The organism is Haloplanus salinarum (assembly GCF_009762275.1).
GTDB classification, from domain to species: Archaea; Halobacteriota; Halobacteria; order Halobacteriales; family Haloferacaceae; genus Haloplanus; species Haloplanus salinarum.
Window position 1 is genome coordinate 1,676,477 of sequence record NZ_CP034345.1, and the last position, 23,928, is coordinate 1,700,404.

Consider the following 23,928-nt stretch of genomic DNA (forward strand, 5'->3'; position numbering starts at 1 on the left):
CGGCCCTCTCGACATGGGGCGAACTGCCCCGTGATCATATATAAACGTTGGACGGCCGTTCTCAGATTTGATTCGCGTCGCGTGCGAGCGGTCAGCCGGCGAACGCGATGGGCATGGGGGCGAAACAGAGGACGCCGAGGAGGAGCGTCACGGCCCCGACCACCTGCCGGGGGCGCCCGACTGGAGACTCGTCGATGGGCGTCGCGGTCCCGGCACGGAGGAAAAGCAGGGAGAGCAGCCCCCAGAAGAGCCAGAGCTGTGCGCCGCGGCCACCCTCGGCGACGAGGAGGTAGGCGCCGAGGCCGAACAGGCCGACGGGGACGAGCCGCTGGACCGACCGGATCCGGTCGCCGATCAGGGAGCGGGTCACGTGGGCGCCGTCGAGTTGGCCGACCGGGAGCAGGTTGAGGAAGGTGACGAAGGCGCCGATCCAGCCGCCGACGACGACCGGGTTGACGGTCCGGCCGGCGCCGTAGCGCAGGGGCTCGCCGAGGAGCGCGGCGATCCCCCTGACGAGGAGGGGGTAGCCCAGTTCGATCCGGGCGACGAGCGTCGACTCCGGCATCGCGACCGGCGGGAGCGTGACGCCGACGGCGGTGACGACGACGGTGGCGACGAGGCCGGCCAGCGGGCCGGCGACGCCGATGTCGAACAGCGCCCGTCGGCTGGGGATGGTGTCTTTCATGCGGATCACCGCGCCGAGCGTGCCGAGGACGTTCGGCATCGGGATGAAGTAGGGGAGCGTCGCCTCCACCTCGTGATACCGGCTGAGGGCGTAGTGCCCGAGTTCGTGGACCGCGAGGACCCCGAGGACGGACAGCGCGAAGGGCCAGGCACGGACGAGGGCGCGGGGATCCGCGAGCGCGTCGATGCCGTACCACTGCGAGCCGGCGAACAGCGTCGTCAGCACCGTGATCACGAACAGCGCGACGTTGGTCCACGGCACGCCGTCGATCCCCGTCGACCGCTCCGTCGCGACGAGGACGTGTTCGCCCATCTCGTAACGGATGTCGACGCGGTAGCCCCGTCGACGGAACAGGGGGGCGATCCGCCGGATCACCGACTCCCGCTCGTCCATCGGCTCGCCGTAGTACCGGACCTGCTCGTCGGCGACGTCGACATCGTAGACGAGAAACGCCTCGGTGAACGACCCCGGATCGGGGAGGTCGCCCGGAACCGTGGGTTCGGCCATCGCACGCGGTAAGGACCCCAGCCACTAGTATTCCTCGCCCGGACCGGCAGCGATGGGGCGTGAGGGGCCACTCACCACCGGTTCCGGTGGGATCGGTCCCGTGCCGAATTCCTCGGTTGGCGGACATATAAGACCGAGGGGGTCGAAGCGCCGGTATGACGCTACTGGTTCCGTTCGACGACTCGGCGCTCGCGGCGGCGGCGCTGAAGCGAGCGTGCGAGTTCAGCGCGTGCCGGGACGAGGCGGTCGTGGCACTGACTGTCGTCCCCGACGACCGGTCGTTCGCGGAGGAACGCGGCTGGATCGGCGCCGACGAGGCCTACCGGCCGGACGACCTCTGTCGGCAGTTCGAGCGCCGTGTGAAGGCTGTCGACGACGCGGTGACGTTTCGGTGTGAACGGCCCGGCGAGAGCGAGGACGCGACGGCGACGACGACCGACGACGTGACCCGGACGGTCCGGGAGGTGGCGGCGGAACTCGACGTCTCCGTCCTCTTCGTGGGCAGCGAGAACGCGGGCCGGGTGTCGTCGCCGCTGACCAGCGTCGGCGACCCCCTCTCGTCGGACGCGCGGTACGACGTCCACATCGTCAGGCACGCCGAGTGATACCGTTTATCCTAAGTCATTACCGGTGGTCCGCCGGACCGTCTCGGCGAACCACCGGTAACCAGTTACAATAATCCGTATGAGTCAGGCGGTTTCCCGGACGCCCAGATACCGCCGTACCTCCTCGGCGTTCGCGTCGACCTCGTCGTCGCTGCCCTCGAAGACGATGCGTCCGCCGTCCCCGATGTCGGTGTACGCAGCGACGGCGTTCCGAATGGATCCGCCATAGACGCCCGACACAGGATGTAGATTTCTTCTCTTATAGTCGTTTTCGATCCGCTATATTTTGTTCTTATCCGCATCTATATGCAATTCGTCGTATTATTTGGACTATTATGAGACAATCTTGGTCGCGGAGTCACGACGGAGCACACAGGGACGTCCGGCGAGTGCCGACACGACGCCGGTACCGACCACACGGTCGTGTCGACCGGTCTCGGCGGACCGACGGATGACGTCCGACCCCGACTACGACGTCGTGGTCCGTCACGACGCGACGGTGGAGACACGCGACGGAACGGAGCTCGCGACCGACATCTACCGGCCGGCCGAACCGGAAAGCGGGGAGCCGATAGCCGAGCCGAAGCCGGCGCTGCTCGTCCGAACCCCGTACGACAAACGCGAGCGTGAGCGCGTCGAACGGCAGGGGAACTGGTACGCCGAGCGGGGGTACGTGGTCGCCATCCAGGACGTCCGCGGTCGGTTCGCGAGCGAGGGCGAGTTCTACCTCCTGAAAAACGAGGCCGAGGACGGCGCCGACACGGTGGAGTGGCTGGCCGAGCGGCCGTACTGTGACGGACGGGTCGGGACGATGGGCACGTCCTACATGGCGTGGGTGCAGAACGCGCTGGCGACGCGGGACCCGGCGCCGCTTTCGGCGATGTTCGTCAACCAGGGCGCCGCGAACGCCTGGACGGCGACGCTTCGTCACCACGGCGCGTTCGAACTTCGGTGGCTCACGTGGGCGCTCACCATCGGCGGCGGCTTCGCGAAGCGGGCGCTCGACGACCCCGACGTGCAGCGTCGACTCGCTGCGACCGACACGCGGGACGTCCTCGCGAGCGAGCCGGTGGTGCGTGGCCAGTCGCCGCTCCGGTGGATTCCGAACTACGAGTCGTACGTCTTCGACTACATGACGACGCCCGGCTCCGACGACTTCTGGACGGACCCGAGCATCAACTTCGAGGCCCACTACGACGAGAGCGCCGACGTCCCCACGGTGTATGCCGGTTCGTGGTACGACTCCTACGCGAAGGCGACCTGCGACAACTTCACCGCGCTCGCCGACCGCAAGGAGAGCGATCACTTCCTGCTCATGGGGGCCTGGACCCACGGGGGGCAGTCGACGTGGACGAAGCCGTACGCCGGCGAGACGGCGTTCGGCGCGGCGATGACGCGGGACTACCTGGAGACGAAACTCCGATTTTTCGATCACTACCTCAAAGGGCGTGAAACGTGGGACGAACCGCGGGTGCAGTACTTCCGGATGGGGACCGGCGACGGCACGTCGACGACGGCGGGACGGCTCCGCCACGGTGGCGAGTGGGCGACCGGGACGGACTGGCCGCTCCCGGACACCGAGTTCGTCAGTTACTACGCACACGGCGACGGCCGCCTCGCCCCCGAACGGCCGGCCGAGACGGACTCGGCCACGACCTACGAGTTCGATCCCCGAGACCCCGTCCCGACCATCGGCGGAAACTGCTCCTCGTACTACACGTTCGAACCGCGGCCGGAGTCGATCGAGGAGTTGCCGGTCGCGGATCGACCCACGAAGAGCCTCACCGGTCGCGGCGGCTACGACCAGCGGACCCGACCGGAGACGTTCGGGGCGGAGCCACCGTACGGCCCCCTAGAGGAACGTAACGACGTCGTCGTGTTCCGGACGCCGCCACTGACCGACCCCGTGGAGGTCGCGGGGCCGATCCGCGTCCGTATCTACGCCTCGACCGACGCGCCCGACACGGATTTCACCGCGAAACTCGTCGACGAGTACCCCTCGAGCGCCGACTTCCCGTCCGGGTTCGCGCTCAACCTCACCGACTCGATCTGCCGGGCGCGCTACCGGGGGTACCGGCGCGAGCCCGACTTCGTCGAACCCGGCGAGATCTACGCGTTCGAACTGGAGCTCTATCCGACGGCGAACGTCTTCGAACCGGGCCACCGCATCCGGCTCGACGTCTCGTCGTCGAACTACCCCCGATACGACGTCAACCACAACACCGGCGACGAACTCTACGGGGGGCGCGAGTACCATCGCGCGACCAACACCGTCTACCACGAGGCGGACCACCCGACTCACGTCGAGTTGCCGATCCAACCGTCGTAGCCGTCGACGGAGGCGGCGATCCGTATTGGAGATACGGACGAATTATCCCGATATCCGTGAGTCATCGCAGATTTGACGCCCACAGTCGTAACGTACTGTCCGATACACAACGTATTTCCGTACGTGCGAACAGTCGGATACGATGGGTGTCGCGATCCGACGGTTGTCGCGGCGGCCGGCACCCGTGTGTCATGACCGCAAACGTCCGGATACCCGAAACGACGGTGGGAGCGCTTCACGAGGCGATGCGAACCGGCGAGCTGACGAGCCGGGAACTGGTCGAGCGGTACACCGCACGGATCGACCGCTACGACCGGAACGGGCCGGAACTGAACGGCGTCGTCACGGTGAATCCGGCGGCGACAGCCCGGGCCGAAGAGTTGGACAAGCGGCTGGCACGGGAGGGCCGGGTCGGACCGTTACACGGGATTCCCGTCCTGGTCAAGGACCAGGCACTGACCGCCGGTCTCAGGACGACCTTCGGTTCGGAGGCGTTCGAGGACTACGTTCCCGGGACCGACGCGACGGTCGTCTCGAAACTCAGGGACGCCGGCGCGGTCATCCTCGGGAAGACCAACCTCCCGGACTGGGCGGCTGGCGACGCCGGCGTCTCGTCGGTGCTGGGGCGGACGAAGAACCCGTACGCGCTCGACCGCGATCCGGGCGGATCGAGCGCGGGGACGGGCGCTGCCGTGGCGGCGAACCTCTGTGCGGTCGGGATCGGCGAGGACACGGGCGGGTCGATCCGCGTCCCCGCGTCGTGTTGTAACCTCTTCGGAATCCGGGTGACGACGGGGCTGATCAGCCGGGCCGGATTCTCGCCGCTCGTTCCCAGACAGGACACGCCGGGGCCGATGGCTCGGACGGTCGAAGACCTCGCTCGGGTCCTCGACGTCCTCGTCGGCTACGACCCCCGGGATCGGGCGACGGGCGTGACCCGGATCTCCAGCGGAGATTCGTACCTCGACGCGGTGGGGGCAGCGGACCTCGAGGATATCCGGATCGGCGTGTTACGGCAGGCCTTCGGGAGCGACGACGAGCGGGCCGAGCCGGTCACCGCGGTCGCCGAGGACGCGATGGCGTCGCTGTCGGCGGCGGGGGCCGAGCTGGTCGACCCGGTGTCGATCCCCGATCTGGACGCCAAACTCGACGAGACGTGGCTCTACGGCGTCCGATCACGGGCCGCACTCGACGACTTCCTCGACGGACTGGCGGGTGCGCCGGTCGACAGCTACGGCGACCTGTACGAGCGGGGATCGTACAACCACGGGCAGGAGTTGCTGGACGTGATCGCGGAGGGACCGGCGACGCCGACGACGCGACTCGACTACTGGCGAAAAGTCGCCGCACAGACCGACCTCCGGCGGGACGTGCTGGCGGTCCACGCCGAACACGACCTCGACGCACTGGCGTTCCCCGACGTGAAGGTCGTCCCGCGGCCCGCGGAACGGATCGGCACGGGGGACCGGGCGTCGTCGGCCGAGACGTACATGACGAACACCTACATCGCCGCGCAGTCGTCCTGTCCGGCCGTGTCGATGCCCGGCGGGTTCACCGACGACGGGCTTCCGGTCGGCGTCGAACTCGTGGGACCCCCACACCGGGAGCGGCGCCTCCTCTCCATCGCGGCGGCGTACGAATCGGTCACCGAGACACGAGTGCCGCCGTCGGCGGCGCCGGAACTGTGATACGGATATTGTAAGTCGTTACCGGTGCTTCGCCGGACTGTCTTGGCGAACCACCGGTAAACAGTATGAGTCAGTCGTCGCTCGGCGCCGCGCCGGACGAGACGACGGCGGTGTCCTGCCAGGCGTACCGTCCGACGACCAGGCCGAGGACGGCCATGCCGACGCCCACGAACGCCGCTGGCGCACCGAACGGTTCGCCGAGCGCGTTCCAACCGGGACCACAGACCGCCCCGAGGACGATGGAGGCCAGCACCGCCTTGCCGGAGGTGTTCCGGTAGTAGAGTGCCACGTACACGGGGATGAGGAGCGCACTCGTCAGCAGGATCGCCCGCCAGTTGTAGAGGCTGATGATCGTCCCCGGCGGGTTGACCGCGGCGGCGGTGGCGACGACCCCGAAGCCGACAGTCGAGACGCGGGAGACCAACAGGAGACGGTCGTCGTCGGCCTCGCCGTCGACGAAGTAGTCGTAGAGGTCGTGGGCGGCGGTGACGCCGCAGGCGTGGAGCCGCGTGTCGGTCGTCGAGAGGATGCCGCTCATGATGGCGACGATGATGATCGTCCCGATAGTCGTCGGGACGTAGTCCATGATGAGCACCGGGAACGCGCGGTCGACGTTCTCGACGGCCAGCCCGGCGCCGTTGAGCGCGACGGTCGTCCCGGCGCCGAGCATGACTAGCATGACGTAGAACACCGAGAGGATGAACCCGGCCGCCGCGAGGTGGAACTTCGCCGTCCTGATGCTGTCGGTCGCGTTGATCCGGACGACGGTTGACTGGGAGGTGAAGATGGTGCCGAAGAAGGCCACGATGGAGGCGGCGACGCCGAGAAGGGTGTAGGCCCCGTCGCCGAGCGGCGCGACGTTGGCGGGATCGAGCGCCATGAACTGCTGGTTCAGGCTCGTGAGGCCGCCGAGATCGAACACCATGTACGCGAGGGCGACCGCGACGGTCGCCACCATCAGCGTTCCCTGGGCGAGGTCGGTCCACGCCACGCTGACGAGCCCACCCATCACGGTGTAGAGGATGAACACGCCGCCGATCACCCAGATCATGTACTGATACGGGACGCCGGTGATGGTCGTCACGAGCAGTCCCGCACCGACGAGTTGCATGATGAGATAGATCCACGCGTTGGCGAGGAGGACACAGCCCGTGATCGGCCGTGCGACCTCCCGACCGGTGAGTTCGGCGATGATGTCCGGGAACGTGATGTGGTTGAGTTCCCGGACCTTGTGAACGACGAAGTAGAGGCCGCTGATACCGAGCATCAGTCCGAAGACGATACCAGTGACGATGGAGTATCCACCGCCGTAGACCGAACCGACGAACCCGATCACGCTCACCGCGCTCACGAAGTTGGCGACGTACGACCACGTCGCCAGCGTCGGGCCGAGTTCCTTGCCGTACACCCAGTAGTCGCTCACGTCGTCGGTTCGGAGGTACGCCCACGCGCCGATGGCGAGGACGCCAAGCAGGTAGACGACGAAGACCCCGAGATACGCCGGGTTGACGTCGCCGGCGCCCGTCTGGAGCGTGACGCCGAGGCTAGACATTCTCGTCCACCTCGGAGGGCGGTTCTTCGCGGATGTATTCGTCGACTGGCTGTCCCATGATGACGTGAACGATCACGTAGTGGGCCGTTCCGAGGCTCCCGGCGACGAGCGTCGCCACGAACACGAGGAACATCCCGGTCGGCATACCGAGCACTGGCATGGTACACCGGGAGCGTATCTACCCCCGATAATAAATTCTTTGTACATATGTCCTAATATTCGTTCAAAGAAGCCAAGAATACCGTATTTATACTGAGATAGCACGAAATACAATACCGAATTTGGGTAGTTAGTTATCGTATCTGAATACGGGAGTTCGGCGATCCGGGATCAGTCGGCCCGGGAGGCCGGGAGGCCGCCCTCGATCAGCAGGTCGGCAGTCGAAGCCGCCATCACCTTCGTGGCGGTCACCAGCGCGTCGATCGGAACGTATTCGTCGTCGACGTGGGCCTGTTCCAAGAGACCCGGACCGTAGACGATACACTCCTCGATGCCCGCGTCGTTGATCACGAACCGCTGGTCGTCGGACCCGGGGGAGACGACGAACTCGGGGTCGTCGTAGAACGCACCGATCTCCCGCGCGTACGTTCGGGCGACCGTACAGTCCCGTGACGCGCTGGTCGGCTCGGCGACCATGATCTCGTCGTACCCGAACGTGACGCCGGTCGCTGCCCCGGCGTCCGCGAGTAGCCCCTCGATCTCCGCCCGCGCCTCCTCGACGGTCTCGTCCGGCACGAGCACGCGGTAGAACGTCGCCCGACACCGGTCGGGGACGACGTTCTCGGAGTAGCCGGCGTCGATCATCGTCGCCGAGACGTCCGCACACCTCGACTGCGGCGGCGTGACCGGGAGCTCCGTCGTCCGGTCGTGGAGTTCGCTCTCGTACTCGTCGACACGGGCGAGAAGCGCCTGCATCGCCGTGATCGCGTTGGTCCCGTCGTGTGACATACAGCCGTGGGCCTTCTCGCCGTGTGCCGTGACGTGAAACTTCAGGACGCCACGGTGACCGAGACAGACACGTGAGGCGTCGAAACACTCCGTGTAGACACAGTAGTCGGTGTTCGTCTCGTGGACGTAGCCCTCGTCGACGAGGTACGCGAGGCCGGTGAACCCGCCCGTTTCCTCGTCGACGGTCATGCTCTGGGTGATCGACCCGCGGGGGACGACGCCGGCCGCTTCGAGGGCGTCGACGGCGAAGAGGCTGGCCACGATACCCGACTTCATGTCGCTCGCCCCCCGGCCGTAGACGCGGCCGTCCTCGACGATCGGATCGTAGGGGTCGTAACCCCAGTCCTCGCCCGCGGGCACCACGTCGAAGTGGCCGGTGAAGTGGACGTCCGGCCCCGGCCGCTCGGCCGTCTTCCGTCCGAGGACGTTGACCCGGTCGTGGTCGGTTCGCTCCGGGTAGTGGTCGGCGACGACCGCCTCCGGGACCGTCACCGTCTCGACGTCGTATCCGCGTTCGTCCATCGCCTCGACGAGAAAGGCGGCACCCGCCCGATACCCCCGACCCGGCGGGTTCTCGGTCTCGATGGCGAGGAAGTCACACAGGAACTCGACCATCTCGTCGACGCGCTCGTCGACCGCGTCGTAGATCTCCCGCCTGTCGACCGTCCCGGTCACCTCGGGTCCCCGTGTCGGATCGGCCGTCTCCGCCGGGCGAGGAGCAGTGACGTGAGCGGTGTCACTCCAGAAGCTCCCGGACCGACGCCTTCAGCGTTCGGAGGCCGACCGCGGCCTCGGCCGGATCGACGCTCTCGTCGTAGGTGTGGGCCTGACCGAGCTCCCCCGGCCCCCACGTGATCGCCTCGATGTCGGCGTCGTTGACGAAGTTCCGGACGTCAGTCGAGCCCTTCACACCCCAGGGATCGGGGGAGATGTCGGCGTGTTCGGCCGACTGCTCCCGGAACACGTCCGCGAGATCGCTGTCGACGTCGATCGCCGCCGACTCGTAGGTCCGGGTGCGTTCCCACGACGTCTCGATCCCGTGGTCGGCCTCGACGTCCGCGAGCAGCGCGTCGACCTCGTCGTCGATAGCGTCGGCCGACTCCGAGGGGAGGAACCGACGGTCGATGGTGATAACGGCGTCCTCCGGCACGACGTTCTCTTTCGTCCCGGCTTCGATCTTCGTGACCGTCGCGTGGGCCTGCCCGACGAGTTCGTCCTCGCGGTCGGCAATCTCGGCGTCGTAGGACTCCAGCGCGTCGAGCACCGGCCGAGCGTTCGTGATCGCGTTGTCGCCCTGCTCGGGTCGACTGGCGTGTGAGGGGTCGCCCGCGACCGTGATCTCGTACCACGCGAGTCCCTTCTCGCTGGTCGCGGTCCGCATCCCCGTCGGTTCGAGCACGACGCCGTAGTCGCCACCGTACCCCCGTTCGAGGAGCGTCTTCGTGCCGGGTTCACCCGTCTCCTCCCCGATCGCCGCGTGGAAGACGATCGATCCGGAGAGGTCATCGGTGCCGATCTCCGCCCCGAGATCGGCGAGGGCCATCATGCCGACCGCGACGCCGGTTTTCATGTCGGCGCTACCGCGCCCGTAGAGCCGTCCGTCGTCGATCTCGGCGGCGTAGGGCGGGTGGGTCCACTCGTCACGATCACCGGCCGGAACGACGTCGATGTGGCCATTGAGGACGACGGTCGGCTCACCGTCGCCGACCCGGGCGGCGACCTGCGGGCGGTCCGCGTACGGTTCGTGAACGAACGTGGCGTCGATACCACGATCGGTCAGCCACTCGTGAACGAACTCAGCGACTCGCTTCTCGTGTCCGGGTGGGTTCTCCGTCTCCAGCGAGACCAGTTCGCCGATGAGGGCGGTCAGTTCGTCGTCGGTCCGCGAGTGTTGGTGTGACATCGTTGGTCGTCGAGGACGGCCGGGCGGTCGTCCGGCGAAGCGGTCCGCGGCTATCCGCGAGCGGGAGCGACCCCAGCCACGGGCCGAACCGATGACCGGAACGCCACACCGTGGGCCGGCCGCCAACTCACCCCCTGTTTTACAATATTGCGTGATATAATTACTGGTGTATGAAATTTTGTGCCAATCTATTTCGATTGTTTGGCGAATATAGGGATCTAGTTACACGAGACGACGGATCCCCCGAAGCGTGGTATCGGGAGCCGGCCAAACGGTCACGGACGAACGGTCAGGTTTTTGTCGTGGGACGGCGTGGCGACTGGTATGGCAACACGTGGTTCCCGTGGATCGGGGGGTGCGGGCGCACAGCTCCCCGAGGTCGTCCCCTTCGACCTCGCTCATCTGACGCGGCTGAGCTGGGAACTCGGTTCCCGAGTGATCGACGACGACGGCGTCTCGTGTCACGGCGAGTGGGAGCACCGCGACGCGCTCTGGGCGGTGTCGGTCTTCGACGTGACGGGCGAGACGGTGGTCGTACGGGTCCGGACGCCGACGGGCCGAGAGCACTTCTACGGCGCCGCCCGCATGGACTTCGAGGCGGCCCGACCGGCGCTCGACGCCGCACCTGCCTGGCGATCACGGGGCTGACGCGTTCCCACCGCCGTCGTTCTCGGAGCTGATTCTCCCAGGCCGTAGTTATTTCAAGGGACGGGAGGCACTACGAACGATGGAGAGGCTGTCGACACGGCAGGGTGGGTCGCTCCTCGTGAGTGGCGGCCTCCTGCTGGTGGTCGTACACCTGACGGCGGTGGTGCGAGCGTGGCCCCGACCGGAGGCGATGGCGGTGCGAGGCCTCCTACCGCTGCTCGTCGCGCTGAGTGTGGTTTGGGTCGGGGTGTCGATGTTCCGGGGTGGCTACGTCCCCGAGGGATCGGGGGGACGGATACTGGCGTGGGTCGGCGGTGGGGCGGCGGTGTTCGCCGTGGCCACCGCGTGGCTGTTTCTCACCGTCACGGCTCGCGGGCCGACTGCTACGCCCGTCGAGTACGTCCTCTTCGGCGGGGTGACACTCGGCGCCGCCGTGGGACTCGCCGTCGGCGTCTACGACGCGCGGGTGCGGCGGCAGCGACGACGGACGGAACAGTTGACCCGGATCAACGACACGCTCCGCATCGCGACCCGGGAGGTCGTGAACGCGACCGATCGCGAAGAACTCGAGACCACGGTCTGTAAGCAACTCACCCGGTCGAACGTCTACGACAGCGCGTGGATCGGACGGTACGTACCGGAGACGGAGAGCGTCAGGCCGGTGGCGTGGGCGGGTCACGAGGAGGAGTACATCGAATCGCTGGATGTGAGCGTCGACCCGTCCGATCCGGTCGGCCGAGGACCGGGCGGGAAGGCGATCAGGACGAAGGAGATACAGCCGGTTCAGGACGTGTTCGCGGAGCCGAGTCTGGAGCCCTGGTGGGATATGCTGGCCGAGAAGGGCGTCGAGTCGATGGCGGTCGTCCCGCTGGTGGGCGAGGACGCCGTCTACGGGTTCCTCAGTATCTACGCCAACCGCGGGAACGTGTTCGACGCGACGGAGCAGGAGGCGCTCTCCGATCTGGGCGAGAGCATCGGACACGCCCTCGATTCGATGACTGCGAGGGACCGACTCGCGCGACGTGAAGGGGAACTCGCCCGGCAGAACGAGCGCCTCGACGAGTTCGCGAGCGTCGTGAGTCACGACCTCCGAAACCCGCTGAACGTCGCACAGGGTAACCTCGAACTCGCCGTCGAAGCGGCGGAGGGGGACGACGCGTACTTGGAGCAGGTGTCGTCGGCCTTGGACCGCATGGACGAGTTGATCGACGACGTGCTCACGCTTGCGCGGAACGGCCGGACGGTGAGCGAGTTCCACCGCGTCGACCTCGAGTCGGTCGTCGAGAGGGCGTGGAACACGACCGACACCGAGGGCGCGACGCTCGTCGTCGAGAGCGACCTCGGGACGGTGCAGGGCGACGAGCAACGCCTCGCACAGGTGTTCGAGAACCTGTTTCGGAACTGCGTGGAACATGGTTCCACCGATAACCGGCCGGAGACCGAGAGCTTCACGCGCGGAACGGCCGACGGAGCGGACCGGGGCGGCGACGCCACAGAGGGGGTGACGACGGTCACCGTCGGGCGCACGGACGGCGGCTTCTACGTCGCCGACGACGGGCCGGGGATCCCCGAAGACGAACGCGAACGGGTGTTCGAGACGGGCTACTCGACCGATCCGGACGGGACGGGGTTCGGACTCAACATCGTGCGGAACATCACGGAGGCTCACGGCTGGTCGGTCGGCGTGACCGAGAGCGCGGATGGGGGCGCCCGATTCGAGTTCGACGACGTCGTCGCCGGCGGGGACGAGCGGGTGGAACCCCCGCGGTTCGAGAACGAGTGATCACGGGACGAGGACCGCCCGCCCCTCGATCTCGCCGTGTTCGAGGCGCTCGGCGACGGTGTTGATCTCGTCGAGGTCGTAGCGGGAGGTCCGCAGGGCCACGTCGCCGCGTTCGACCAGCGCGACCAGTTCCTGCAGTTCGGCGTAGCGGCCGACGAGCGTGCCCCTGTACGCGAACTCGCCGTTGACGAGCGCCTGCGACGGCTCGTGGATGTGACCGCCGTAGCCGACGACGTGGTGGTCGCCACCCGCGGCGACGATGTCGGGCGCGTAGCCCGTCGTCACGTCCGCGCCGACGAAGTCGATGACCTGCTGAGCGCCGACGCCGTCGGTGATGGCGTCGATCTCCGCGGCGACGTCGACCGTCGACGGGTCGAGGGTGTGGTGCGCCCCGAGGTCGGCCGCGAGTTCGCGGGCCTCGGCCTTGAGATCGAGGGCGGTGATCTCGGCGGCGCTCATCGCGTCGAGACATTGGAGACCGATGTGTCCGAGGCCGCCGACGCCGACGACGACCGCGTGGTCGCCGGGAGCGAGTTCGGCGACCGCCTTCTTGACGGCGTGGTAGGCGGTGATCCCGGCGTCGGCGTGGGGCGCGATGTCGGCCGGATCGACGCCGTCCGGGAGGGGAATCACCGCCCGCTCGTTCGTGTGGAGGAACTCGGCGAAGCCGCCGTCGGTCGTCAACCCGGGGAACCGGGCGTTCTCGCAGTACATGTCCTCGCCACGCCGGCAGGGTCGACAGGTGCCACAGGTCATGTGGGGGTGACAGATCACCCGGTCCCCAGCGTCGACGATGTCGACGTTCTCGCCCACCTCGACGACGGTCCCTGCGTTCTCGTGGCCGAGCGTCATCGGGAGCTCCTGGGGGGCGTACTCCGTCCACATCCCCTCGATGATGTGATTGTCCGTCTGACACCAGCCGGCACCCTCCACCTCGACGATCACGTCGTCGGGACCCTCGGCGTTCGGCCGGCCGACCTCGTCGATGGAGAGGGCGTCGCTCATCTCCTCCGTGTACTCGTGGAGTCGTGCGGCGAGCATGTTCGAGGCGTCCGCACCCGACGGCAAAAATGTTGCTCCGTCGATAATCATGGACGACCATAATAGTTATTGGCTGTCATTACTCAGGGACGGTCGTACCATGTACGAGTACGAGGGCGAGGACGTGTTCGTCATCGACTCGCACCTGCACCTGTGGGACGCGAGCGAGGAGAACATCATCCACGAGGGCGGCGAGCAGTTCATCCAGTGTTTCTACGACTACCACACGGCGTTCACCCCGGAGGAACACCAGTGGTCGCTGGAGGAGTACCGCGAGTACGGCGCCGACCGGATGGCGAAGGACCTGTTCGGGTCGGCCGCAGTCGATATGGGCATCTTCCAGCCCACCTACCTCACCGACTTCTACCAGGACGGGTTCAACACGGCGGAGGACAACGCCGAACTCGCGGAGGAGTACCCCGAGCGGTTCGTCGTCAACGGGACCTTCGACCCGCGGGACGGCGAGGAGGGCCTCGAATACTTGGAGGAACTGAACGAGAAGTACGACCTCCAGGGCGTGAAACTCTACACGGCGGAGTGGCGCGGCGAGTCGAAGGGGTGGCGACTCGACAGCGAGGAGTCGTTTCGCTTCCTGGAGAAGTGCGCGGAACTCGGCATCCGGAACATCCACCCGCACAAGGGGCCGACGATCCGGCCGCTCAACCGCGACGCCTTCGACGTGGCCGACGTCGACGACGCCGCCACCTCCTTCCCCGAACTCAACTTCGTCGTCGAACACGTCGGCCTCCCGCGGCTGGACGACTTCTGCTGGATCGCCGCTCAGGAGCCGAACGTCTACGGCGGCCTCGCCGTCGCGGCGCCGATGGCCGTCCATCGCCCCCGGAAGTTCGGCGAGATCATGGGCGAACTCCTCTTCTGGCTGGGCGAGGACCGCCTCCTCTTCGGGTCGGACTACGCGCTCTGGAACCCCGACTGGCTGGTCGACGTGGTGATGAACGCCGAGTTGACCGAGGAACAGCGCGACGAGTACGGCGTCGAACTCGACCTGGAGACCAAACGGAAGATCATGGGCGAGAACGCCGCCCAGCTGTACGACATCGACATCGAGGAGAAGAAACGGGAGTTCCGGTCCGACGAGGCGACCGAGGAGTTCGGCCTCGGCGATCACTACGCCGGGACGGACGCGACGCCGGCCGACGACTGATCCATGTCCACGGACTCACGCGACGACGACGTCACGACCGCCCGCGTCCGCGAGCGCCTCGACCGGGTGACCGATCCCGAACTCGACACCTCCATCGTCGAACTCGACTACGTCGACGAGATCAGGATCGACGGGGGGGAGGTGCGCGTCGCCGTGACGCTCCCGACGGCGTGGTGTTCGCCGGCGTTCGCCTGGATGATGGCGACCGACGCCCGCGACGCGGTGGAGACCCTCCCGGGGGTCACCCGGGCGGCGGTCGAACTGCAGGAACACATGCACGAGACGGAGATCAACCGCGGCGTCAACGAGGGGCTGTCCTTCGCCGAGGCCTTCCCCGACGCCGACGGGGGCGTCGAACCCGTCCGGGCCGAACTCGACGAGAAGGCGCGGCTCGCCCGCCAGCACGACGCCACGGGGGCGCTCCTCGCGGCCGGGGTCTCGGAGGAACAGATCGCCGAACTGACGCGGTCCGACGTCGAACTCGACGACGGCGCGGACCGCGCCCACGTGTGGCTCCGCGACGGGGCGTTCGCGGTCGGGGTCGACGCCGACCCCCTGGCCCGCTACCTGGAGAAGGCGGCGGCGACGGGGCTACTCGACGACGACCACGCGGAGCTGTTCCGGACGCCGGACGGCGAGCCGATCGATCCCGACGCCTTCGAGACGGTCCACCACCGGACGCGGGCCGCCGGCGTCAACATGAGCGGTCAGGGGTCGGTGTGCGACGCGCTCCACGAGTCACGCACCGCGGCCGACCGGCCGCCACTGTCGTCCCGCTAGAGCAGTCCCCCGGGTCCCGGCGGCGGGCCGCGCGCTCCGCCGTCGCCGTCGTCGTCGGGTTCCCCGTGTCCGGGTTTCGCCAGCCCGTAGCGACCGCGCGCGGCGAAGTCCTCGGGATCCCACCCACACGCCGGGCAGGCACCCTCGTCGTAGTCGAAGTCGACGCCACAGCCGAGACACTCGTTTTCGGCCCCCATCAGTCACGTCCCCCGACTCCGGGGCGTCCCAGCCCGTATCGGCCGCCGTCGGTCCAGTCGTCGCGGCGCCAGCCACAGTGCGGACAGGTCGCCTCGCGGTAGTCGAACGACTCGCTACACCGCTGGCAGTCGGCGGACAGCGCCATGTGTCGTGGTACCAAGTGTCTGCAGGTAAGGGTTTCGCCGGCGTCGGTCGACGGTCGGGACGCGGTCGTCCCGGCAGGTGCCGTCGGCGACGGCGGCCACGTCGAGGGCGGCGACGCGTTCGAGGGCGTGACGGGGACGGGGCGGATCAACCCCCCGAGTATCACGGGTGAAGGCTTAGCCGGCCGCCGGACGTGTCACCGTGTGTCGAGGCACCACGGCCCACGGCTCGCCGTCGGGCGGTGGCAGTCTCGTCGACGATCCGACGCGAGGTGAACCCATGACAGAGACAGTGGAACTCGATCGACGGACGTTCGTTCGACTGGCCGGCGCGGGCGCCGTAGCGAGCACCGCCGGGTGTGGCTCGGGCGGAACGGGCGACTCGACCGCGACGCCGACGCCGACGGAAACGGGGGCCGAGACCGCGGCGGGGACCGAAACCGCCGAGTCGCCGTACGACTTCTTCGACGCCGAACAGGCGGCGGTCGTCTCGACCCTCGTGGACCGGCTGTTGCCCGGGAGCGAGGACCGCCCCTCGGGGACCGACCTCGCGGTCGTCCGATACATCGACCGCGCGCTCCGGCGGGAGCCGTTCTACGAGACGGCACACGACGACCGGCGGTTCCAGGCGGCCTACGAGGACGGCATCGACCGGCTACAGGAGACCGCACGGGCGCTGTTCGACCGGCCGATCACGGACCTCGACGACGCGGCGGTCGACGACCTCCTCTCGCAGGTCACCGAACGGTCAGCACCGGGGTGGGAGGACGTGCCCACGCCCAACCCGGTGTCGATGACGGTTCCCTCGACGGCCTTCGTCGCCCTGCTCCGGGATCACGCCGTCGAGGGATACTACGCCCAGCCCAAGTACGGCGGGAACGTCGACCTGGGGGGCTGGCGACAGGCGGGGTACGTCGGTCCGTTCGTCGAGGGGTACACCCCCGAGGAGCTCAAGCCGCCGTGGAAGTCCATGGCGGAACACGAGGCGACGAAGACGCGGCCGCCGGACCTCTACGGCGAGTTCGAGGAGGGGGGTGGCTCGTAATGGCCGACGCCGAGGTGATCGTGGTCGGGTTGGGCGCTGCCGGCGGCGTCGTCGCGAGCGAACTGGTCGACGAGGGACTGGACGTGGTCGGCATCGAGGCGGGACCGATGCCCGGGACCCACGACCAGGACGAACTCCGGAACGTGATCGACGCGCGGCTGAGCAACACGGTCCACGACACGCCGGAGCGGTACCGCGGATACGACGACACGGGCGCGGACGCCGGCACCACCGGGAAGTTCAACCTCTACGGTCGGTGTGTGGGCGGGAGCAGCGTCCACTACTGCGGCGTGATGTGGCGGCTCCTTCCCGAGCATTTCAACATGCGCTCGGAGTTCGGCGACCTGGACGGCGCGAACCTCGCGGACTGGCCGGTCGACTACGACGACCTCGTCCCGTACTACGAGCGCGCGGAGCGGGAGATCGGCATCTCCGGGCCCGACGGTGGCCAGCCGACACACCCCGACTCGTGGTCGTATCCGATGGAGCCGGTGCCGGAGACCCGGAGCGGCGAGCTCCTGGCCGACGGCGCCGACGAACTCGGGTACGAGGCCTTCCCCTCGCCGCAGGCCGTGTTGACCGAGGAGTACGACGGCCGGCCGTCGTGTACGTACTGTGGCCACTGCTGTTTCTACGGCTGTTACGTCCGGGGGGCGAAGTCCAACTCGCTGGTCGCGAAGCTGTCGTCGACGCTGACGGCGGAGAACTTCGACCTCCGGGACGAGTGTGTCGCAAAGCGGGTCCTCGTCGACGGCCAGGGACGGGTCACCGGCGTCCGCTACGTCGACAAGGCCGACGGGACCGAGCGCGACCTGACGGCGGACGCGGTCGTCGTCAGCGGCAACGCGGTCGAGACGCCGCGGCTCCTGCTCAACTCGGCGTCCGAACACCACCCCGACGGGCTGGCCAACGGGAGCGGGCAGGTCGGCCGGAACCTCATGTTCCACATGGACAACACCCAGATCTTCGCCAAGTTCGACGAGCCGACCAAGCAGAACCGCGGCACGTGGAGCAACAAGGCCGTCGACGACTTCATCCTCGCGAACCGGATCGACGAGGACGTCGACTTCGTCACGGGGAGCAATCTCCAGTTGGCCTCGATCAACGCCCCGATGCTGTACGGCGGGAACTGGAAACAGCTGTACGCGGGCGGCAAGACCCCGCCCGGGACGCCCCGCTGGGGCGACGAGTTCATGGCGGAGATGGGTGACTTCGAGAACGTCGTCTGGGTGTGGGCGCCGGTCGAGGACGTCCCCCGGGAGCGCAACCGGATCCGTCCCGACCCGAACAACCGGGACGAGTGGGGGATTCCCGGCGTCGACATCACGTTCGAGAACCACCCCCAGGACTTCCGGGCCCAGTCGTACGTCGTCGACCGCTGTCGGGAGATCTTCGAGGCCGCGGGAGCGTCGGAGGTCTGGACCGCCGGCACCGACATCCACCACCGCGGGAGCTCCCACCTGATGGGGACGTGCCGGATGGGGACCGACCCCGAGACCTCCGTCGTCGACAGTTACGGCCGCGCCCACGACGTCGACAACCTGTTTATCGTCGACGGGAGCCCCTTCGTCACGTCGGCGGGGTACAACCCCACGGAGACGATCTACGCGCTCGCCTTCCGGACCGCCGAGGAGATCGCCACGGAGTGGGTCTGACACGACCGTCACGAAGGTTAATGAACGTCGCGCGGTGATCCCCCACGACATGACCACGGGCCTTCGAGTGGAGTTACGGATCGACGCCAGCGAGGCGTGTACCGTGGCCGCGCTCTCGGAGCGGACGGGGACCGAGTTCCGGGACGTCACCTGGACCGAGGGCGGGGAGACGGTCGTCGAGGAGTGTCGGGGCGACGTGCCCACGGACACCGACCTGCCGGGCGTCGACCGGGTGTTCGAGTACGAGAACGAGGCGGTCTACCAGTTCGAACGGGACGGCGACCGCCGGTGTCCCTGCGAGGTCGTCGAGTCGCTCGACGTGCCGGCCGGCGACGTCCGCGCCGCCGACGGGGTGTTGTACGTGACGGTCCACCTCCAGTCGGCCGATCTGGCACACGCGGTGATCGACCGACTCCACGACTACGGCGTCGACGCCTCGATCCGGGAGCTCTGTCGGACCGTCGACGCCGACGCCGGGAGCGACGCCACGTTCATCGACCGGGGCCGTCTGACCGACCGGCAGGTGGAGGTGGTCGAGACCGCCCACGAGATGGGCTACTTCGAGTACCCCCGGGGAGCGAACGCCGAGGAGGTGGCGGCGGAACTGGACGTCCACCCGTCGACGCTCGCCGAACACCTCGCGGCCGCCCAGGCGAAACTCCTGGACCAGCTCCTCGCCGAGTAGCCGGCTGGGTCAGGACCCGTCGAGCAGCCCCGTCAGCCGCCGACGCCGCTCCGGAACCCGCGCTGGATCGTCATGGCGTGGGCGTAGTCGGCCTCCGAGAGGACACCCGCCAGCGTCCCGTCGCGTTCGACGATGGCGTCGATACCGCCCATCCCCTGGAGTTGGACCAGGGTATCGAAGGCGTCGGCGGTCGCGTCGATCCGGGGCACGTCGCGCATGATCTCCCGGACGGTCATCGAGGAGTGATCCCCACGGGGGGCATCCTTCAGGTCGTCGAGCGTGACGATACCGACGGGGGTGCCGTCGTCGTCCGTCACGAGGTGGACCGGCCGGCGGTCACGGAGCAGGCGGGTGCCGAAGTCCTCGACGGTCGTCGACGCGGCGACGGTCGCGGGGTCGCCGGTCATGATGTCGCCGACGATGATGCCGTCGAGGAGCTCGTCGAGGAGGACCGTCTTCGACTCCGTCGTCGCGGCCCCGTAGATGAAGAAGGCGAGGAGCAGGAGGATGATCTGGAAGTTGAGGACGCCCACGATGGCAAAGAGAAAGGCGAAGCCGACGCCGATCCGCGCGGCGATCCGGGTCGCGGTGCCGTAGGGATACGACCGGGCGAGCAGCGCACGCAGGACCCGGCCGCCGTCCATGGGGAAGGCCGGAAGGAGGTTGAACCCCGCCAGGACGACGTTCGTGATGGCGAGCCAGCCGACGACGAACCGCGACACCTGGAACGAGCCGGGGAGAAGGAGGACGCCGGCATAACAGACCGCGGCGACGAGGAGGCTGGAGACGGGGCCGGCGATGGCGATCCAGAACTCGCGGTCCCACTCCTTGGGGAACGTCGTCAGGGCGGCGATACCGCCGAGGATCCAGAGGGTGATCGATTCGATCTCCAGCCCGTAGCGCAGCGCAACCCACGAGTGACCGAGTTCGTGGACGGTCACGCTCACGAACAGCCCGACCGCCGCAGCGATGCCGATCAGCCACGGGGTCGATCCCGCGCGGAGGCGGGCGAGGTCGAACCCGACGCCGGTGAATCCCTCGATGAACCCGGCGTAGAGTTCGATCTGTTGGCCGCTCCCGACCAGCCACGCGAGGATGGGAAGAAAGAGCAACAACGACGTGTTGATGCGGATCGGGATGTCCCAGATCTCGGTGATCGTGTAGCTTCGCATACGGACAGTGGCGCGGCGGGACAATTAACAGGTGGTTCGTGGATCGGAATCGTCGCCGGTTGGCAAACGCTTATGCGAACCGATCCGGTACGGTCGACGGACCAATGACCGTTCGACTGCTCGATTTCTACGCCGACTGGTGTGGCCCGTGTGACGCACAGGACCCGATTCTGGAGGAACTAGCCGAGGACTACGGGGACGTCGAGTTCGAGAAAGTCGACGTCGAACAGAACCAGGACACCGCCAACGAGTATCAGGTACAGTCCCTCCCGACGGTGGTCGTCGAGAACGACGACGGCATCGTCGACCGCTTCGTCGGCGTCACCCAGCGACCCGACATCGAGGACGCCCTCCAGCGCGCCGGCGCGTAACCCGCTTTCTCCCCCGCTCTCCGCACCCGCCAGCCGTGAGGCTACCGACCGGCGCGGCGGCCGCCCGAATCACGGCGTTCGGAGCCGTGGCTGCCGACCACAGTAAACGGTGCTTAGCTCCCATTTTGTACCCGCTACTTCCCAAAATTATTTGTTCCCTTGGACGTATGTTGGAGTATGAGCCGCAACAGTGAAACGTCCCGGATCGCATCGCACACGGAGTACGCCCGGACCCGGGTCCGGTGTGTCGGCTGTGGGCAGATCGCTCCCGCCGACGGCGACGGTATCGACCGGAAACTGTGCGTACGGTGTCGTGGCTGACCGATGGCGGCCACGAACCCGCCGGCGACGACGGAGCTGCGCTCGACGCCCGAGTTCGAACTGGAGTGTCTCTTCGACGACCCCGCTGACCCGTCGGAACTGACCATCTTCTCCCCCGAGAGCGGGAACATCGCCACGGAGTGGGTCACCGCCGATCGGTCGACCGCCCGGTCGCTCGACCGGATGCGCTGAGGGACCCGGAACGCTTTGTCCGTCGCACCCGTAAGGTAGGTCGTGACTCGCCCGTCGGCGGCCACGGTCGACGACCCGGACGTCCGGAGCGGCGACGGCGCCGATCCGGCCGTCGACCTCGACCCCGCGGTCGCCGCGGACCTCCGGCGCCTCCGCGACCTGAGTCGCCTCCTCGACGACTCGATCCGCGTGCCCGGCACCCACTGGCGGATCGGCCTCGACCCGGTGATCGGCCTCGTGCCGGTAGTCGGCGACGCGGTCGGCGCCGCCCTCGCGGCGTACGTCCTCTCGGTGGCGGTCCGCACGGGCGTCCCGCGGGCGACGCTGGCGCGGGTGGCGTTCGTCCTCTGGATCGACGCCGTCGTCGGGGCCGTCCCCGTCGCCGGCGATCTGTTCGACGCGTACTGGAAGGCCAACCGCCGGACCGTGGGGCTGCTCGACGCCCGGCTCGCCGATCCGGCGTCGGCGGCCGCCGACAGGCGGTACCTGTGGTCGGTCGGCCTCGGGGCCGTGGGCCTCGGCGTGGCGACCATCGTCGCCCTAGCCGCGCTCGGCTGGTGGCTCGCCGGCGCCCTGGGAATGGTAACTTAATTACGCGCGCCGCCCCGTTCGGCGGTATGACCCTCCTGGACGACGCGCGCCGACTCGCCGCGACGGGGCCGGTGTGTGACGCGTGTCTGGGGCGCGTGTTCGCCGACCGGAGTTTCGGACTGACCAACGCCGAGCGGGGCCGGTCCCTGCGGATCGCCGCCGCCCTCGACGACGACGACGACTTCGACCCCGTCGACACGGCCGACTGCTGGGTGTGCGAGGGCCGGTGTACCGAGTTCGACGACTGGGCGGCCCGGGCCGCCGACGCCGTCGAGGGCGTCGAGTTCGACACCTACCAGGTCGGCACCCGGACGCCGCCGCTGATCGAGGAGAACGAGCGCCTGCTCCGCGAGGAGGTCGACGCCGAGCCGGACGCGGGCGAACCCTTCAAGATGGAGTTCAACCGCGAAGTGGGCAAGCGGATCGGCCGCCGCGTCGACGCGGAGGTCGACTTCGAGCGCCCGCACGTACAGTTCGTCCTCGACGTCGCCGACGACCGGGTCGAGACCACGATCAACTCCGCGTTCGTCTACGGCCGGTACCGCAAACTCGAACGCGGGATCCCACAGACCGAGTGGCCCTGCCGGGAGTGTAACGGCAGCGGTCGCCGGGGCCGGGAGCCGTGTGACCACTGCGACGGGAGCGGCTACCTCTACGACCGGAGCGTCGAGGAGCTGATCGCGCCCGTCGTCGAGGACGTGATGGACGGCGTCGACGCCCTGTTCCACGGCGCGGGCCGAGAGGACGTCGACGCCCGGATGCTCGACACCGGCCGGCCCTTCGTGGTCGAGGTGAAGGAGCCGCGGCGACGCCGGATCGACGTCGGACGACTGGAGTCGGACGTCAACGCCTTCGCCGACGGCGCCGTCGAGGTGACCGGGCTCCGGCTCGCCACTTACGGGATGGTCGAGCGGGTGAAGGAACTCGATGCGAGCAAGACCTACCGGGCCGACGTCGAGTTCGATGCCCCGGTCGAGGCCGACACCCTCGCCGCAGCCCTCGACGACCTCGACGGGGCGACGGTCGAACAGTACACGCCCCAGCGGGTCGACCACCGGCGGGCGAACCTGACCCGCACCCGCGAGGTGTACGAGGCGACGGGCGAACTCGTGGATCCCCGTCACGCCACGGTCGAGATACACGGCGCCGGGGGCCTCTACATCAAGGAACTCGTCTCCGGGGACGAGGGACGGACCGAACCGAGTCTGGCCGGCCTGCTCGGGGTCGACGCCCGCGTCACGGCGCTCGACGTCCTCGCCGTGACGGGTGAGGACGAACCGTTCGAGGACGAGACGTACTTCCTGTAGGCGCTGCGTACATACCGCTCCGGTGCCTACGGGACCACATGACCGACGACCACGAGGTCGCGACGCTCGCGGGTGGCTGTTTCTGGTGTCTGGAAGCGCCGTTTCAGGAACTCGCCGGGGTCCACGGCGTCACCTCCGGCTACTGCGGCGGCGACGTCCCCGACCCCTCCTACGAGGCGGTCTGTTCGGGGTCGACCGGCCACGCCGAGGCGATCCAGGTCGAGTACGATCCCGCGGTGGTGAGCTACGAGGCGTTACTGGAGGTCTTTTTCGCCCTCCACGACCCGACGACGAAGGACCGACAGGGACCCGACGTCGGCTCGCAGTACCGCTCGGCCGTCTTCTACCACGACGAGGCACAGCGGGAGACCGTCGAGGCGACCATCGAGCGCCTGGCCGACGCGTACGACGACCCTATCGTCACCGAGGTCGAACCCGTAGAGACGTTCTACCCGGCCGCGGAGTACCACCAGGACTACTACGCGAACAACCCCGAACGGGCGTACTGTCAGGTGCAGATACGGCCGAAGATGCAGAAGGTCCGCGAGACGTTCGCCGACCGCGTGGCCGGGGCCGAGGAGTGAGTGTCGGCGCGGACGAACGTCGACACGGGC

The 23,928-nt window shown here is 68.0% G+C and carries 26 protein-coding genes and 1 pseudogene; 16 read left to right on the forward strand and 11 right to left on the reverse strand.

Annotation, left to right across the window (positions count from 1 at the left end; translation table 11 throughout):
- Positions 1 to 91: 91 nt before the first annotated feature.
- Positions 92 to 1,192: a site-2 protease family protein gene (locus EI982_RS09935; protein ID WP_157689553.1), complete on the reverse strand. Its 1,101-nt coding sequence runs from the start codon at positions 1,190 to 1,192 to the stop codon at positions 92 to 94.
- A gap of 155 nt (positions 1,193 to 1,347) precedes the next feature.
- Here EI982_RS09935 and EI982_RS09940 point away from each other — a divergent pair, with 155 nt between their 5' ends.
- A complete protein-coding gene (locus EI982_RS09940) occupies positions 1,348 to 1,797 on the forward strand; it encodes a universal stress protein (protein ID WP_157689554.1) in 450 nt (149 codons plus the stop codon).
- Between the two features lie 84 nt (positions 1,798 to 1,881).
- On the opposite strand, the gene EI982_RS09945 is transcribed toward EI982_RS09940, so the two are convergent.
- On the reverse strand, positions 1,882 to 2,037 hold the full coding sequence (locus tag EI982_RS09945) for a hypothetical protein (protein ID WP_157689555.1): 156 nt from the start codon (positions 2,035 to 2,037) through the stop codon (positions 1,882 to 1,884).
- A 211-nt stretch (positions 2,038 to 2,248) separates the two neighbouring features.
- Here EI982_RS09945 and EI982_RS09950 point away from each other — a divergent pair, with 211 nt between their 5' ends.
- Complete coding sequence (locus tag EI982_RS09950; protein WP_157689556.1) at positions 2,249 to 4,126, forward strand: CocE/NonD family hydrolase; 1,878 nt, start codon at positions 2,249 to 2,251, stop codon at positions 4,124 to 4,126.
- Between the two features lie 191 nt (positions 4,127 to 4,317).
- Complete coding sequence (locus EI982_RS09955; protein ID WP_157689557.1) at positions 4,318 to 5,814, forward strand: amidase; 1,497 nt, start codon at positions 4,318 to 4,320, stop codon at positions 5,812 to 5,814.
- A gap of 70 nt (positions 5,815 to 5,884) precedes the next feature.
- Here the strand turns inward: EI982_RS09955 and EI982_RS09960 are convergent, their stop codons facing one another.
- From EI982_RS09960 to EI982_RS09970, 4 genes are all read right to left on the reverse strand, one after another.
- On the reverse strand, positions 5,885 to 7,366 hold the full coding sequence (locus tag EI982_RS09960) for a sodium:solute symporter family protein (protein WP_157689558.1): 1,482 nt from the start codon (positions 7,364 to 7,366) through the stop codon (positions 5,885 to 5,887).
- Positions 7,359 to 7,526 (reverse strand): hypothetical protein, encoded by a 168-nt coding sequence (locus EI982_RS18380; RefSeq protein ID WP_199243585.1) that lies wholly within the window; start codon positions 7,524 to 7,526, stop codon positions 7,359 to 7,361. The genes EI982_RS09960 and EI982_RS18380 overlap by 8 nt, the downstream gene beginning before the upstream one ends.
- 170 nt (positions 7,527 to 7,696) lie before the next feature.
- Positions 7,697 to 8,989, reverse strand: a complete 1,293-nt coding sequence (locus EI982_RS09965; protein ID WP_157689559.1) for an ArgE/DapE family deacylase — start codon at positions 8,987 to 8,989, stop codon at positions 7,697 to 7,699.
- A 61-nt stretch (positions 8,990 to 9,050) separates the two neighbouring features.
- Positions 9,051 to 10,217: a M20 family metallopeptidase gene (locus EI982_RS09970; protein WP_157689560.1), complete on the reverse strand. Its 1,167-nt coding sequence runs from the start codon at positions 10,215 to 10,217 to the stop codon at positions 9,051 to 9,053.
- Between the two features lie 324 nt (positions 10,218 to 10,541).
- Here EI982_RS09970 and EI982_RS09975 point away from each other — a divergent pair, with 324 nt between their 5' ends.
- Together EI982_RS09975 and EI982_RS09980 are read left to right on the forward strand one after the other, a co-directional pair.
- Positions 10,542 to 10,865 carry a hypothetical protein gene (locus EI982_RS09975; RefSeq protein WP_157689561.1) on the forward strand — a complete coding sequence of 108 codons (324 nt, stop codon included), beginning with the start codon at positions 10,542 to 10,544 and terminating at the stop codon, positions 10,863 to 10,865.
- 79 nt (positions 10,866 to 10,944) lie between these two features.
- Positions 10,945 to 12,648, forward strand: a complete 1,704-nt coding sequence (locus EI982_RS09980; protein WP_157689562.1) for a GAF domain-containing sensor histidine kinase — start codon at positions 10,945 to 10,947, stop codon at positions 12,646 to 12,648.
- Here the strand turns inward: EI982_RS09980 and EI982_RS09985 are convergent, their stop codons facing one another.
- Positions 12,649 to 13,689, reverse strand: a complete 1,041-nt coding sequence (locus EI982_RS09985; protein WP_157689563.1) for an NAD(P)-dependent alcohol dehydrogenase — start codon at positions 13,687 to 13,689, stop codon at positions 12,649 to 12,651.
- 100 nt (positions 13,690 to 13,789) lie between these two features.
- On the opposite strand from EI982_RS09985, the gene EI982_RS09990 reads away from it, so the two are divergent.
- Positions 13,790 to 14,854, forward strand: a complete 1,065-nt coding sequence (locus tag EI982_RS09990; RefSeq protein ID WP_157689564.1) for an amidohydrolase family protein — start codon at positions 13,790 to 13,792, stop codon at positions 14,852 to 14,854.
- Positions 14,855 to 14,857: 3 nt separating this feature from the next.
- Positions 14,858 to 15,634, forward strand: a complete 777-nt coding sequence (locus EI982_RS09995) for a metal-sulfur cluster assembly factor (protein WP_157689565.1) — start codon at positions 14,858 to 14,860, stop codon at positions 15,632 to 15,634.
- On the opposite strand, the gene EI982_RS10000 is transcribed toward EI982_RS09995, so the two are convergent.
- From EI982_RS10000 to EI982_RS18745, 3 genes and pseudogenes are all read right to left on the reverse strand, one after another.
- Positions 15,631 to 15,831, reverse strand: a complete 201-nt coding sequence (locus tag EI982_RS10000; RefSeq protein ID WP_157689566.1) for a hypothetical protein — start codon at positions 15,829 to 15,831, stop codon at positions 15,631 to 15,633. The genes EI982_RS09995 and EI982_RS10000 overlap by 4 nt on opposite strands.
- On the reverse strand, positions 15,831 to 15,977 hold the full coding sequence (locus tag EI982_RS18385; protein ID WP_199243586.1) for a hypothetical protein: 147 nt from the start codon (positions 15,975 to 15,977) through the stop codon (positions 15,831 to 15,833). The genes EI982_RS10000 and EI982_RS18385 overlap by 1 nt, the downstream gene beginning before the upstream one ends.
- A 43-nt stretch (positions 15,978 to 16,020) precedes the next feature.
- Positions 16,021 to 16,110 (reverse strand): annotated as a pseudogene (locus EI982_RS18745) (DUF7411 family protein); the annotation flags it as partial.
- Between the two features lie 145 nt (positions 16,111 to 16,255).
- Here EI982_RS18745 and EI982_RS10010 point away from each other — a divergent pair.
- Genes EI982_RS10010 through EI982_RS10020 form a run of 3 tightly spaced genes read left to right on the forward strand, consistent with a single transcriptional unit; the run spans position 16,256 to position 19,360 of the window.
- The gene (locus tag EI982_RS10010; RefSeq protein WP_157689567.1) at positions 16,256 to 17,020 is read left to right on the forward strand and encodes a gluconate 2-dehydrogenase subunit 3 family protein; all 765 of its coding nucleotides are present in this window, start codon (positions 16,256 to 16,258) and stop codon (positions 17,018 to 17,020) included.
- Entirely contained in the window at positions 17,020 to 18,675 is a 1,656-nt protein-coding gene (locus EI982_RS10015; RefSeq protein ID WP_157689568.1) for a GMC family oxidoreductase, read from the forward strand. Before EI982_RS10010 ends, EI982_RS10015 begins: the two co-directional genes overlap by 1 nt.
- Before the next feature lie 49 nt (positions 18,676 to 18,724).
- On the forward strand, positions 18,725 to 19,360 hold the full coding sequence (locus tag EI982_RS10020; RefSeq protein ID WP_157689569.1) for a helix-turn-helix domain-containing protein: 636 nt from the start codon (positions 18,725 to 18,727) through the stop codon (positions 19,358 to 19,360).
- Positions 19,361 to 19,392: 32 nt separating this feature from the next.
- Here EI982_RS10020 and EI982_RS10025 read toward each other — a convergent pair whose 3' ends face one another.
- Positions 19,393 to 20,532, reverse strand: coding sequence for a site-2 protease family protein (locus EI982_RS10025; protein WP_157689570.1), 1,140 nt, complete (start codon positions 20,530 to 20,532; stop codon positions 19,393 to 19,395).
- A gap of 104 nt (positions 20,533 to 20,636) precedes the next feature.
- Here EI982_RS10025 and EI982_RS10030 point away from each other — a divergent pair, with 104 nt between their 5' ends.
- The 6 genes from EI982_RS10030 to msrA all read left to right on the forward strand — a co-directional run bounded on the left by EI982_RS10030 (position 20,637) and on the right by msrA (position 23,898).
- Positions 20,637 to 20,903, forward strand: coding sequence for a thioredoxin family protein (locus tag EI982_RS10030; RefSeq protein ID WP_157689571.1), 267 nt, complete (start codon positions 20,637 to 20,639; stop codon positions 20,901 to 20,903).
- A 177-nt stretch (positions 20,904 to 21,080) separates the two neighbouring features.
- Positions 21,081 to 21,224, forward strand: coding sequence for a hypothetical protein (locus EI982_RS18390; protein ID WP_199243587.1), 144 nt, complete (start codon positions 21,081 to 21,083; stop codon positions 21,222 to 21,224).
- Between the two features lie 3 nt (positions 21,225 to 21,227).
- A complete protein-coding gene (locus EI982_RS10035) occupies positions 21,228 to 21,416 on the forward strand; it encodes a hypothetical protein (RefSeq protein WP_157689572.1) in 189 nt (62 codons plus the stop codon).
- A gap of 42 nt (positions 21,417 to 21,458) precedes the next feature.
- Positions 21,459 to 22,007 carry a DUF4112 domain-containing protein gene (locus tag EI982_RS10040; RefSeq protein ID WP_157689573.1) on the forward strand — a complete coding sequence of 183 codons (549 nt, stop codon included), beginning with the start codon at positions 21,459 to 21,461 and terminating at the stop codon, positions 22,005 to 22,007.
- 26 nt (positions 22,008 to 22,033) lie between these two features.
- Positions 22,034 to 23,314, forward strand: coding sequence for a tRNA pseudouridine(54/55) synthase Pus10 (locus tag EI982_RS10045; RefSeq protein ID WP_157689574.1), 1,281 nt, complete (start codon positions 22,034 to 22,036; stop codon positions 23,312 to 23,314).
- A gap of 38 nt (positions 23,315 to 23,352) precedes the next feature.
- Positions 23,353 to 23,898, forward strand: coding sequence for a peptide-methionine (S)-S-oxide reductase MsrA (gene msrA / locus EI982_RS10050; protein WP_157689575.1), 546 nt, complete (start codon positions 23,353 to 23,355; stop codon positions 23,896 to 23,898).
- Positions 23,899 to 23,928 lie beyond the last annotated feature (30 nt).